Origin of the sequence: Vibrio sp. Y2-5 (assembly GCF_014596725.1) — a bacterium.
In the GTDB taxonomy this organism is placed as follows: Bacteria; Pseudomonadota; Gammaproteobacteria; order Enterobacterales; family Vibrionaceae; genus Vibrio.
This window is the reverse complement of the sequence record NZ_JACVEG010000006.1, coordinates 12,544-25,225: the sequence shown is the minus strand read 5'-3', so window position 1 is coordinate 25,225 and position 12,682 is coordinate 12,544. Positions and strand designations below refer to the sequence as shown.

The window sequence follows — 12,682 nt, the reverse complement described above, 5'->3', positions numbered from 1 at the left end:
GCGGGGGCTACCGCCCCCTATCCTTAGTTATCGGTGTTATTGAAAATCCTGAATATTCCAGTTACCAATATCGGCGTTTGCGCCTTCTCCGCCTTCCTGACCATCAGCACCAAGAGAGAAAATATCAATAGCACCATTGTCACCCGGACTTAAATATTGGTAATCATTACCCCAAGCATCTTTGGGTAGACGGCGAATATAGCCACCATCACGGTAGTTGCGAGGTTCAGGGCTAGATGGCTTGGTCACCAACGCTTCCAGACCTTGGTCTGTGGTTGGATAAACGCTGTTGTCCAGCTTATACATATCCAGAGCATTCTCTAATGCAACAATATCCGTAACGGCTTTTTGCTGATCCGCTTTTTCCTTATTGCCCATTAAATTGGGTACAACTAGGCTTGCCAAAATACCTAAGATCACAATAACAACCATGATTTCTAAAAGAGTGAAACCAGCCTGCGTTTTATTACTTCTTTTCATTTCTGCTCCGTTTCGCAAATTTGTATTTTTTGTATTTGCTAAAAATAACCCCCTGGCACGAATCAAAAGCCAAGAACGTGTTATCTCGTCATTAAATTATTCATTTCTAGGATTGGCATTAATGTCGCCATTACGATGAACAACACCATCCCCGCCATCACCGCAATTAATGCAGGTGTAAATATACCCAATGCGATATTCACCGTGGATTCAAAATTGGCATCTTGGTTATCGGCAGCTCGAGTAAGCATGCTTTCCAATTCACCACTTTGTTCACCGCTGGCAATCATATGCAGCATCATTGGCGGGAAAAGTTTGCTCTCCGTTAACGCCCCTCTAAGACTAATACCCTCACGAACCTTATCGGCTGCAATACTGACCTGTTGCTTGGCATAGTGGTTTGGCATCACATCCACCGCGATTCTCATGCCGTCCAAAATTGGAATGGCACTGGAGGCACATATCGACAGGGTGCGGGAAAAACGGGATGCATTTAAGCCACGCACAATCTTTCCAATCACAGGCCAATACATCAGATTTTTATCCCAGCTCAAGCGCATATCTGGTTTACGTAGCGCCCATTTGAACAGATAGAAGATCGCAATGCCGCCTGTCAGAACCACTAGCCCCCAGTTTTGCACAAACTCACTCGCAGAAAGCAAAAACTGAGTGGACACTGGCAGTTGTTGATTCATCTGTACAAATTGTCCGACAATTTTCGGTACAACCGACGCTAATAGGAAGGCAACAATACCGACCGCAAACACAACCAAAACAATCGGATAAATCATGGCTTGCAGAAGTTTCGACTGCAATTTCTGGCGGTTTTCGGCGTAGTCCGCCAAACGTTCTAAAACCGAATCCAAATGCCCTGATTTTTCTCCGGCAGCAACCATAGAGCGGAACAGATCATCGAATACGTGTGGGTAATCACTAAAGCTGTCTGCCAGCGTATGACCTTCGGTTACTTTGGAACGTACCGCTAAAAGCATATTTCGAATATGCGGCTTTTCTGCCTGTTCAGATACAGCGATCAAACACTCTGCTAATGGCATTCCCGACTGAACCAAAGTCGAAAGCTGACGGGTAATCAGTGCTAAATCTTGGGTACTTATCCCTTTTTTAAAACGGAAAGAAGAGTTGCCAGAGCGTTTTGATTTCGCTCTGGTTTCAACCACTTCAACGGGTACTAGATTCTGTTCTTTCAGGCGTTGGCGTACCTGACGAGCACTGTCACCTTCAATCACTCCGGTTTTATTTCGCCCTTTCTCATCCAGAGCTCTATATTCAAATGCCGCCATTATGATTCCTTGGTCACTCTCATCACTTCTTCCAGTGATGTGATGCCTTGTATCACTTTATCTAGACCATCTTGGCGAATGCTTGGTGTGTAGTCGCGAATGTGTCTTTCTATCGCTTGTTCACCAAGTTCATCGTGGATCAGCGCCTGCACCTTGTCATCCACCAGCAGTAATTCATGGATGCCGGTTCTTCCGCGATATCCCTTATAATTACAATGCGGGCAACCAGTGGCTCGATAGAGAGTCAGTTGAGACTTTTTCTTCACACCACACAGCTTTTTCTGTGACTCATCCGCTTCATAGCCTTGTTTACAGTCTGGACATAATGTTCGTACCAAACGTTGAGCCAGAACACCAAGCAATGATGAAGAAAGTAAGAAAGGTTCGATACCCATATCGCGCAAACGCGTAATAGCGCCAATTGCGGTATTGGTATGCAAAGTGGACATCACTAAATGACCAGTAAGTGAAGCTTGCACAGCGATTTGTGCCGTTTCTAAATCACGAATTTCGCCGACCATCACCACATCTGGGTCTTGGCGCAAAATCGCCCGCAACCCACGAGCAAAGGTCATATCAACCCTTGGGTTTACTTGTGTCTGACCAATACCATCAATATCAAATTCGATAGGGTCTTCTACGGTAAGAATATTGCGTTCATTTGAGTTAATCTCCTGCAAACCCGCATACAAAGTGGTCGATTTACCAGAACCTGTTGGTCCCGTAACCAGCAAGATGCCATGAGGTTTTTCAATCAGTTTGCGGAAACTCTCTTGGATTGTTTGTGTCATCCCCAAGCTATGCAGATCCAGACGCGTGGCGTTTTTATCCAACAAACGCAACACCACTCGCTCTCCGTGGGAAGAAGGCATGGTTGAAACACGAACATCCACGGCTCTGCCGCCAATACGTAAAGAAATACGCCCATCTTGAGGAACGCGCTTTTCGGCAATGTCGAGTTTCGCCATGACCTTCACACGAGAAACCAGAAGAGGGGCTAACTTACGACTTGGACTGAGTACTTCACGCAGCACGCCGTCCACACGGAAACGAATCGATAATGACTTTTCAAAGGTTTCGATATGAATATCCGAAGCGCCTTCTTTGATCGCTTCTCCCAACATAGCGTTAATTAACTTAATGATTGGCGCATCATCGTCCGATTCTAATAAGTCTTCGTTTTGCGGAAGTTCTTCTGCCAGCGAAAAGAAATCGTCACTGTCGGCACTAATGTCTTCCATTAACTGACGGGCTTCAGAAGAGTCTCGCTGATATACCTGAGTGAGTTTGCTTTCAAACTCACTTTCCGTCAGTTCCACTAACTGAAAATGGCCACGAACCACACGTTTGACTTCCGCTAATGCAACCATCGAAACTGGCGTGACGTAATAGACCGAAGCCGAAGCTTGGTTCCACTCCAAAACCAACTTGAAGCGGTTGGCAAAGCTAAACGGCAATCGTCGAACAATGGAAGCGGCTACCTCTGTCATTGCTTCGCTTCCATCTGACCGGAGTTGATTTGATCTATAAATGCCTGTATCTCCGCTGGATGGCGTCGATCTTCACCAAATTTAGGCAATACCGGAATATTACTGTTATCCATCAGTTTCAAGCCTTCTTCGGCTTTAAACAACTGTTCGGCACGGATGTAATTGTATTTGCGCTGAGTAATACCATCGGCGGTCATACCATCGCGGATGATGGTTGGTTTGATAAACACCATCAGGTTTTTCTTTTCAACCTGAGTACTGGTTGATTTAAACAGATAGCCCAGCACAGGAATATCACCTAACAGTGGAACTTTAGACTCACTCTCTAATGCTCTTTCGTCAATCAAACCACCCAGTACCAACATCTGACCGTCTTGTACCATCACCGACGTATTGAGCTGACGTTTAGCAAAACGCACGTCTACCGCGCCATTCGCACCTAAAACGTTAGACACTTCTTGTTCAATCTTCAGTTGAACCGAGTCTCCTTCGTTAATCTGGGGAACAACTTTAAGCTTGATACCCACTTCCTTACGATCAACCGTCTGGAATGGGTTTTCGTTATTTGAGCTAGAGGTCGATCCCGTTAGCACAGGAACTTCTTCACCAACGATAAAAGACGCTTCCCCGTTATCCATCACTGTAATGCTTGGCGAAGACAGAATGTTGGAATTGGAATCGCTTGATACTGCACTGAGTAAAGCCGTCCAGTCACCCATCATGATACTGACAGCCGCACCGTTAATACCAGACAACGCCGATGCTAGGGTGCTGTAATCACCCGACTCGGTTGAATTGTAAGGATGACGGTTACCCGCTGAATCGTAATAGTATTCTGTTGTGGTTTGGTCTTTCGCTTCTTCAAGACCAACCATTACATTACCGATTGAAGCACCAGTGTTGCCATACTGAATAACAGAACCGCTTTCCAGAGAGCCCCATTGAACCCCAAGGTTGATGCCGTCACCTTCTGACATTTCAACAATCAAGGCTTCTATAAGTACCTGAGCACGGCGAATATCCAATTGCGCGATCACATCCAGCATCGCATTCATAATGTCTTGCGGTGCCGTAATCACCAGTGAGTTGGTACCCGCATGAGCCGAGATCATGACGTCTTTGTTTTTTGAACGGCTGCTATTACCCTGTTGGTCTTTAGCTTGAAGGTTTTCTGAAACACCTTTAAGGACATCAACCAACTCTTCCGCTTTCGCGTATTTCAAATACACAACGCGGTTATTGCCCTTGGTTGCCATCTCAACATCAAGCTGCTTGATTAATTGTCTGAGTCGTTGACGAACTTTAGGATCACCAGAAATCAGAATTGAGTTGGTACGATCATCTGCCACCAGTTTCGGCTGTAAAAATTCAGGCGTATTTTTCGCGTCTGTGGTTTTATTTAACGCTTCCACAATACGAACCATTTCAGCAGCGGAGGCGTTTTTGAGCTCAACCACTTCAATGTCTTTGTCTCCCGCTTGGTCAACACGATGAACGATTTCAGCTAAACGATTCACCACCGCGGCACGGCCTGTAATCAAAATGATGTTCGCTGGGTCATAATGAACAACGTTACCCGCTCCAGCGTTATCAATCAGTTGGCGTAAAAGTGGGGAAAGTTCGCGTACCGATACGTTTTTAACCGCAACGACTTGAGTCACAACGCTATCGCCGGATGCTCTGTCATTGTCCCCCAACACAGGGATTGGTGACGTTTTAGCATCTTTAGCTTTAACGATTTTAAGTACACCGTTATCCATTTCAATCACGGCGAAACCGTACACTTCAAGGACATTTAAAAAGAAGCTGTAATATTGTTCTTCATTAAGCGTGTCATAGCTGCGCACATCAATCTTTCCACGCACAGATGGATCAACAATGATGGTTTTTTCAAGGTTACGACCAACGATATTAACGAACTCTTGAATGTCCGTGCCTTTAAAGCTCGCACTAAATTCACTGGCTAATACTGCAGGTGAAATCAATAAGCTACTGGCAATCAGCCACGCACTTTTTTTAAGCCAATGCTTCACAAATACTCCCTAGGCTGAAGCTGATGCGTCAGTCTTACAATTGTATATAGATATCATGTTGTTGACCGTCACGAAGAACTGACAGATTAATCTCTGTCATCTCTGACACTGCCGACGCTAAATCATTCATTACATTTGGTTGGGTTAGATCAAAACCATTAAATTCAATCGCTATATCACCATCTTTCAGGCCAACCGATTCAAATAATGCCGTATCTCTACCCGGGCTAACCCGGTACCCCACAATGCTATCGTCTTCTTTTACTTGAGAAAGACGAACATATTGGAAAATTTCTTGTGGATTCTTGAGAATTGCCTCACGAATCGCATCTAATTTGGCTTCATTTTTTCTTGTATCACTGGCTACTGCTCGCTGAGATCTAGGCTGGTCATCGGTTGAAATTCCATTTCGAGCTGCGTAATCAATGCCATCCAGCATTAGAGTTTCATCTCGCCCTGAATTATCAATAATGACTCGGTCAGCAAACACCGCTTTTAGCTTTGCCCTTGTGCCTTCTATAACTTCATTGATTCCATAAGTAGACTGAGCGCCTCGGTTTGCAATAACAGCCAGATTTTTATTGACTTCGCTACTGGCGACAACGCCGACAAGGACTAGGTTTAAACGAGTTTTTGGTGCATCGACAACTTGAGGAGTATCAACCACAGGTGTTGATTCGGAATAAAGACCAAACAGACCGCCTTTTTGCAAAGCGCTAATATCGATAGTTCTAGCTTTGCTTGGAACAGAAACATTGGAAGAAGAATTCCAAGCAGATACAAGGACAGGCTCGCTTTGAACCATCCAGACCATTTTTCCTAGCATCCATGCTGAAGCAGAAAGCAATATAAGAGTGAGAATGCCACTGACAGGTTTCTGCCATTGAGAGATATTTTTCAACATATTAATTTGCCACGCAGTCGAAAATAAATTTGCTTAACCGCATTTTTCTCACTTTCCTTGATTAATCATTTGATTTTATTAAACCTCTAGCCATTGCCATCCAAATAAACAACAGTCGAACAATATAACATTAAACAATAGAGCATATTTTTTTCTATTATTAAATTTTCGATTCGGTTGAAAATATGAGGCTTAAGCACCATTTCATCCACAATCTAAGAGTAAAGAGCATTGATTAGAGGTTATTAAACCCAATGAGTTCCACTAGCGAAGAAGTTCGACTCGATAAATGGCTTTGGGCCGCAAGATTTTATAAAACTCGTTCAATTGCACGAAATATGGTCGATGGTGGCAAAGTTCATTATAATGGCCAACGTTCAAAACCAAGCAAGATTGTCGAGCTTGGTGCAGTGATAACCCTGCGCCAAGGTCAAGAAGAAAAAACCGTTACCATTGACAGGATTTCGGATCAAAGGCGCGGTGCACCGGAAGCGCAAACCCTCTATTCAGAAACGCCTGAGAGTATAGAAAAACGTGAGCGCCAAGCGTTAGTACGCAAGCTAAATGCTCACAACCCAAGCCCAGATCGCCGCCCAGATAAAAAACAGCGTCGAGATCTTCTAAAATTTAAACATCAGTAAATAGCCGGATTATTCCTTATGACTACAAGCGCCATGGCGACCAACGTATTAAATCGCTACCTATTTGAAGACTTATCAGTACGCGGTGAGCTCGTACAGCTAGATAAAGCGTACCAACAAATTATCACTAGCAAGGAATACCCCGCACCAATTCAAACTCTGTTGGGCGAACTCCTAGTTGCAACAACCTTACTAACAGCAACGCTAAAATTCGAAGGCTCAATTACCATGCAACTGCAAGGTGATGGCCCTGTATCTTTGGCTGTCATTAATGGCGATAACAACCAACGTATTCGTGGTGTTGCGCGCTGGGAAGGCGACATTGCCGACGACGCAGGTTTACATGATTTGATGGGTAAAGGTCATTTAGTCATCACCATCGAACCGAAAAAAGGCGAACGTTACCAAGGTGTCGTTGGACTTGAAGGTGAAAACATCGCGCAAGTGATTGAGAACTACTTCTTACGTTCTGAGCAGTTAAAAACCCGTTTGTGGATTCGTACAGGCGAGCATGAAGGCAAACGTCATGCCGCAGGTATGCTGCTGCAAGTTGTTCCAGATGGCACAGGTTCCCCTGAAGATTTTGAGCACTTAGAACAGTTAACAAATACGGTGAAAAACGAAGAACTTTTCACACTTGAAGCGAACGAATTGCTATACCGTCTATACAACCAAGAGCAAGTAAAATTGTTTGAACCTCAAGAAGTTGAGTTCCTTTGTGGCTGTTCACGTGATCGTAGCGGAGCGGCGATTGTGACTATCTCTCGCGATGAAATAAACGACATTTTGGCAGAGGAAGGATCGGTTTCTTTACATTGTGATTACTGCGGTACAACGTATTCTTTCGATTCAGCCCAGGTAGAAGAGCTCTATTCACAAGTACAAAGCGAACAAAAAACGTTGCATTAATTCACTAGGATTAACAAGCACGTCATTCTCCCGAAAAAGCCAGCCTAAAGCTGGCTTTTTTTGTGATCAAAACCCAATAAAATCAAGGCTTACACGCACCGTACAGCATACTTAATTTCTGAGTATTATTAATAATTTCCTCTGGTATCTCTCGCCAACTACAAGATAAAATACTCAGGCTAAGATATGTGACGAGTTACCTAAAACCATAGGAAATAAGTGGGTATTTTTTGAACTATCTCCCTGTTTTCCCCCAGACCCGTTGATAGCATGGTTAGCAGATAACAATTAAAAACATTATTACAAAATCCCTACAAAAATCCTTATAAGGAGCACCTATGACCGTTATGGAACATACAAAGGCTGCACAATTAGACCTAACCCAATACGGAATTACTAACGTAACTGAAGTCATACACAACCCAAGTTACGAAACGTTATTCGCCGAAGAAACACGCTCTGATTTAGAAGGCTACGAAAAAGGCGTAGTTACTGAACTCGGTGCAGTCGCAGTAGACACGGGTATCTTTACTGGTCGTTCGCCTAAAGATAAGTTTATCGTTAAAGATGACACCACACGTGACACGCTATGGTGGACATCAGAGCAAGCGAAAAACGATAACAAACCAATCAGCCAAGAAATTTGGAATGACTTGAAAGATCAAGTGAACAAACAGCTTTCTGGCAAACGTCTGTTCGTATTTGACGGTTATTGTGGCGCTAACGCTGATACGCGTTTATGTGTGCGCTTTATTACTGAAGTAGCTTGGCAAGCCCACTTCGTGAAAAACATGTTCATCCGCCCAAGCGATGAAGAATTAGCCAACTTCAAACCAGATTTCGTTGTCATGAACGGTGCTAAGTGCACCAACTCGAAATGGCAAGAGCATGGTCTGAACTCTGAAAACTTTACCGTGTTTAACCTGACTGAAAAAATGCAACTTATCGGCGGTACTTGGTACGGCGGTGAGATGAAGAAAGGTATGTTCGCAATGATGAACTACTTCCTTCCTCTTCAAGGCATCGCGTCTATGCACTGTTCTGCGAACATGGGTAAAGATGGCGACGTAGCGATTTTCTTTGGTCTGTCTGGCACAGGTAAAACCACGCTTTCTACCGATCCTAAACGTGCATTGATCGGTGATGACGAACATGGCTGGGACGATGACGGTGTCTTCAACTTCGAAGGCGGCTGCTACGCGAAAACCATCAAGCTTTCTAAAGAAGCAGAGCCAGATATCTACAACGCAATTCGCCGTGACGCTCTACTAGAAAACGTGACTGTTCGCGCCGATGGCTCTATCGACTTTGATGATGGTTCGAAAACCGAAAATACCCGTGTTTCTTACCCTATCTACCATATCGATAACATCGTTAAGCCTATTTCAAAAGGCGGCCACGCAAATAAAGTTATCTTCTTGTCAGCAGATGCATTCGGTGTACTACCACCAGTATCTAAATTGACTCCAGAACAAACCAAGTACCACTTCTTATCAGGCTTCACTGCAAAACTCGCAGGTACTGAACGTGGTATCACCGAACCAACACCAACTTTCTCTGCATGTTTCGGCGCAGCGTTCCTAACGCTACACCCAACACAGTATGCAGAAGTACTGGTAAAACGTATGGAAGCGGTAGGTGCTGAAGCTTACCTAGTGAATACAGGTTGGAACGGTTCAGGTAAGCGTATCTCTATTCAAGATACTCGCGGTATTATTGATGCTATTTTGGATGGTTCAATTGAAGAGGCAGCAACGAAACATGTGCCGATTTTCAATCTAGAAATTCCAACCGCATTACCTGGCGTTGACCCATCCATTCTAGACCCACGTGATACTTACGTTGACCCGCTACAATGGGAAAGCAAAGCAAAAGACCTTGCTACTCGCTTCATAAACAACTTCGATAAGTACACAGACAATGCAGAAGGTAAATCACTAGTCGCAGCAGGTCCGCAACTAGACTAAAACGATCACCTCAGCATTTGACGTTAAAAAACTAAGCAAGCCCCTATTTTTAGGGGCTTTTTTGTTGAAGCGAATCAATATTTGATCAAAGCTGTTAGCTTGTTCTGTTTAGCCGATACAAACCATGAAGAAGCTGTTAGCACTAGGGATTGGAGTTATAGCCTTACTACTTACGTTAACGTTGGTGGTATTTGGTGTTATGCACACCCGCTATTTTACCCCTTCAGCTCAATGGTTAACTCAGCAGTTATGGCCAGGCAAACTCACTTTTTCTGAGCTCGATTATGAATATCCAGCTCACTTCACCTTACACAACGTCAGTATTGAGACGGAGGAACAGCCGCTCTCTTTTTCCACAATCGATATCTGGCTAAACGAAAAGCTAATCAAACAAGACAAACTCGTCATTGATAGTTTGTTGCTCGATGGCGCGAACTTTTCTCAAGGTCTGCCGTCTTCAGACTTCCTTCAAAACTTACAGTTGAATCAACTTGCTCTGCACAATGTGGACTTTTCACATCAAGGGCTAATTGCCCGTGGTGTCAATCTTCAGGTGAAGCACCCTTTATGGAACAGTAGCGAGCAGTTACTGCCTTATGGTGAACTTCAGCTTTCCGCAGACCAGTTTTATTGGGATGGTGAAGCTTTCGACAAGGTTTTAATTGATGCTGACTACAAGACTGAAGACAGCACAGTATACGGAGCATCATTTCAATGGCGAGGCGCTGACTTTTCAGGTCAGGCAGAGCAGTTTGCTTCGGGATGGTCACTGATTAACACCACCATCAGTCACTTAAAGCTACCAGAATCATTAAGCAACACGGCAGATAAACTGTGGCAACTCGCGCTCAAATACGTCACTCATATAAACAGTCTGGATATTCTTAATAGTCAGCTTACGGTTGCGGGCTTTGAGCTGGAGAACACTGCCGCTTCGTTAGAGAACTTTTCTTTCACTCAATCCATTTGGCAACAAGACAAAGGTTATCTGTCATTAAACGCTGATTCTATTTCATGGAAAGGGCTGCAATGGGTTGAACCAAGCATGAAGCTCGATTTTTCTGATCAGGCCATTTCTATCAGCGATTTTTCAACAGAGGTGTTGCAAGGTAGCGTTCGTTTATCAGGTACTGTGACCCCCACCAGCATCCACTTAAAACAGCTTAATGCGAGAGGTATTAAATGGTTTGCAGAAACGCAGCAAGATTTAGCTTGGATACCAAAACAATGGCCGCAACTTAATGATCTAGCTATTGATAGCCTAGCGCTTAATAATCTGCAACTAATTCAATTGATCAACAAACCTTTCTGGCAACTGTCGGGATTGACCATCGAAGGATCGGATACTCAGTTGGTCAAAAATGCTCAGTGGGGGCTATGGGATGGTCAACTATCTCTCAGTGCTAACAGTGCGAGTATTGGAGAACTGATGAGCACTCAAGGGGTGATTGAGATGCACAGCGACAAAGGTAACTGGCAACTCGACCGAGCCTTTATCCCCCTTGAGAAAGGCTATCTAGAAGCGAATGCTAGTTGGGACTTCTCTCAGCCTAGTGCTCCTTGGTCTTTGACGGCGCACGCAGATGGATTGCCATTTCCTGTGATAAACCACTTCGTTAAACTTCCAATAAAGATCGATGCGATTACTGAATTCGACATCAATGCTGATGGGTTGGCGGGTGACTATTCTATGCTTTCCCACTCTATCACAGGGGAGCTAAATGGCAGTATGCGAGACGGTATAATACTGTTCCAAAACCCTGACTCACTCGTTGTTCAGCCATTTGAAGTGGACAACCTTAAATTTATTGCAGACAGAGGCCGCATCAACCTCACAAAGACTCCGTTGAAAGGATTAGGGCTGCAAGCAGATATTGCTGCCCAACTTGATTTGGTATCACCTCAAGAAGGGCAATTTGAGATTAATGTGGTTAATGGGTGTGAAAAAGTCAGTTACGACTTACTCCGAGATACTCAACAGCAGCAGCCTTGTCCTAACTAAAATGCTAAGGGTTAACTCGCACCCGCTTTTAGTAGGATATCTTGGTAATTAGGGATAAGCATGTAGGTTCCAACGAACGCTACAGCGTCGACATTACCACTCGATATGTTCACATTTACGACAATTCGCGCTTTTCGGCCTGATGCTAAACGATCCAAATCACCACTAATGCCATCTAAAGATGTTGATGCAACAGGATTGTGAACGACGGGATGGCGATAACGGATACTGCTGTCCACCAGCACTATATCCCCTTCTAGACCACGTTCGCGCATCAACAACCATGCCATTCCCCAGCCAGTCAATGTTGCCAATGTAAAGGCAGAACCAGCAAACATTGTATTGTGCGGGTTAAGGTTCGGGTTTATCTGAGCACAACATTGAAACTGATAGCCAGTATATTGCTGAACTTTGATACCCATTTTATCGCTGATTGGAATTTGCGTCGCCCAGCGATCCTGAAGTTCTGTACACCATTCGGGTTTACGTAACACATTCGCCATTGGGTCGAGATGTTTCACCATCTGTTGATGGCGAACGGGGCCGCGTTCATCGTTCAATTCACCACGACGTTCAAAGCCATTTCTTTCATAAAATGAAATCGCATCTTCACGAGCATTACAGACCAAACGTTTTGCACCTTCCTGACGCGCAAGAGACTCTAGGGCGACTAATACTAATGACCCCATCCCCTTGCCCCGGCGAGGTGATTTCACCGCCATATAGCGAATTTGGCCTTCACTATCAGGGGTAATGTATAAACGGCCGATTGCGATGGGTCTTCCTCTACCATCAACAATCATTCGATGATGACTCATAGGGTCATATTCATCGCGCTCTGAGCCGATAGGCATTCGCCAAGGCTCACGCAACATCTGCCAGCGGAAGTGATAATACTTATTGAGCTGATTATCCGTAGTCGGCGTAATAAGTTTAAACATAGATTCCGTTCCTA

Annotated in this window: 10 protein-coding genes; 4 read left to right on the top strand and 6 right to left on the bottom strand. The window is 44.4% G+C overall.

Annotation, left to right across the window (positions count from 1 at the left end):
* Positions 1–36: 36 nt before the first annotated feature.
* The 5 genes from gspG to gspC all read right to left on the bottom strand — a co-directional run bounded on the left by gspG (position 37) and on the right by gspC (position 6,208).
* On the bottom strand, positions 37–480 hold the full coding sequence (gspG, locus tag HUO09_RS14730; RefSeq protein WP_188234452.1) for a type II secretion system major pseudopilin GspG: 444 nt from the start codon (positions 478–480) through the stop codon (positions 37–39).
* An 80-nt stretch (positions 481–560) separates the two neighbouring features.
* On the bottom strand, positions 561–1,781 hold the full coding sequence (gspF, locus tag HUO09_RS14725; RefSeq protein ID WP_188234451.1) for a type II secretion system inner membrane protein GspF: 1,221 nt from the start codon (positions 1,779–1,781) through the stop codon (positions 561–563).
* Positions 1,781–3,271: a type II secretion system ATPase GspE gene (gspE, locus tag HUO09_RS14720; RefSeq protein ID WP_188234450.1), complete on the bottom strand. Its 1,491-nt coding sequence runs from the start codon at positions 3,269–3,271 to the stop codon at positions 1,781–1,783. The genes gspF and gspE overlap by 1 nt, the downstream gene beginning before the upstream one ends.
* Positions 3,268–5,304: a type II secretion system secretin GspD gene (gene gspD / locus HUO09_RS14715; protein ID WP_373563702.1), complete on the bottom strand. Its 2,037-nt coding sequence runs from the start codon at positions 5,302–5,304 to the stop codon at positions 3,268–3,270. The genes gspE and gspD overlap by 4 nt, the downstream gene beginning before the upstream one ends.
* A gap of 34 nt (positions 5,305–5,338) precedes the next feature.
* Entirely contained in the window at positions 5,339–6,208 is an 870-nt protein-coding gene (gene gspC, locus HUO09_RS14710) for a type II secretion system protein GspC (protein ID WP_188234449.1), read from the bottom strand.
* A 254-nt stretch (positions 6,209–6,462) separates the two neighbouring features.
* Here gspC and hslR point away from each other — a divergent pair, with 254 nt between their 5' ends.
* The 4 genes from hslR to HUO09_RS14690 all read left to right on the top strand — a co-directional run bounded on the left by hslR (position 6,463) and on the right by HUO09_RS14690 (position 11,727).
* Positions 6,463–6,849, top strand: a complete 387-nt coding sequence (gene hslR, locus HUO09_RS14705; RefSeq protein WP_167412902.1) for a ribosome-associated heat shock protein Hsp15 — start codon at positions 6,463–6,465, stop codon at positions 6,847–6,849.
* Between the two features lie 33 nt (positions 6,850–6,882).
* Positions 6,883–7,758, top strand: coding sequence for an Hsp33 family molecular chaperone HslO (gene hslO / locus HUO09_RS14700; protein WP_167412907.1), 876 nt, complete (start codon positions 6,883–6,885; stop codon positions 7,756–7,758).
* Between the two features lie 338 nt (positions 7,759–8,096).
* Complete coding sequence (gene pckA, locus HUO09_RS14695; protein WP_188234448.1) at positions 8,097–9,725, top strand: phosphoenolpyruvate carboxykinase (ATP); 1,629 nt, start codon at positions 8,097–8,099, stop codon at positions 9,723–9,725.
* Positions 9,726–9,849: 124 nt separating this feature from the next.
* Positions 9,850–11,727 (top strand): AsmA family protein, encoded by a 1,878-nt coding sequence (locus tag HUO09_RS14690; protein WP_188234447.1) that lies wholly within the window; start codon positions 9,850–9,852, stop codon positions 11,725–11,727.
* Between the two features lie 11 nt (positions 11,728–11,738).
* Here HUO09_RS14690 and HUO09_RS14685 read toward each other — a convergent pair whose 3' ends face one another.
* Positions 11,739–12,668, bottom strand: coding sequence for a bifunctional GNAT family N-acetyltransferase/hotdog fold thioesterase (locus tag HUO09_RS14685; RefSeq protein WP_167412899.1), 930 nt, complete (start codon positions 12,666–12,668; stop codon positions 11,739–11,741).
* Between the last annotated feature and the right edge of the window lie 14 nt (positions 12,669–12,682).

Excerpts from the sequence above, each read along its gene's own strand:
- gspG (WP_188234452.1), bottom strand. The coding sequence starts at position 480 with ATGAAAAGAAGTAATAAAACGCAGGCTGGTTTCACTCTTTTAGAAATC.
- gspF (WP_188234451.1), bottom strand. The coding sequence starts at position 1,781 with ATGGCGGCATTTGAATATAGAGCTCTGGATGAGAAAGGGCGAAATAAA.
- gspE (WP_188234450.1), bottom strand. The coding sequence starts at position 3,271 with ATGACAGAGGTAGCCGCTTCCATTGTTCGACGATTGCCGTTTAGCTTT.
- gspC (WP_188234449.1), bottom strand. The coding sequence starts at position 6,208 with ATGTTGAAAAATATCTCTCAATGGCAGAAACCTGTCAGTGGCATTCTC.
- hslR (WP_167412902.1), top strand. The coding sequence starts at position 6,463 with ATGAGTTCCACTAGCGAAGAAGTTCGACTCGATAAATGGCTTTGGGCC.
- hslO (WP_167412907.1), top strand. The coding sequence starts at position 6,883 with ATGGCGACCAACGTATTAAATCGCTACCTATTTGAAGACTTATCAGTA.
- pckA (WP_188234448.1), top strand. The coding sequence starts at position 8,097 with ATGACCGTTATGGAACATACAAAGGCTGCACAATTAGACCTAACCCAA.
- HUO09_RS14690 (WP_188234447.1), top strand. The coding sequence starts at position 9,850 with ATGAAGAAGCTGTTAGCACTAGGGATTGGAGTTATAGCCTTACTACTT.
- HUO09_RS14685 (WP_167412899.1), bottom strand. The coding sequence starts at position 12,668 with ATGTTTAAACTTATTACGCCGACTACGGATAATCAGCTCAATAAGTAT.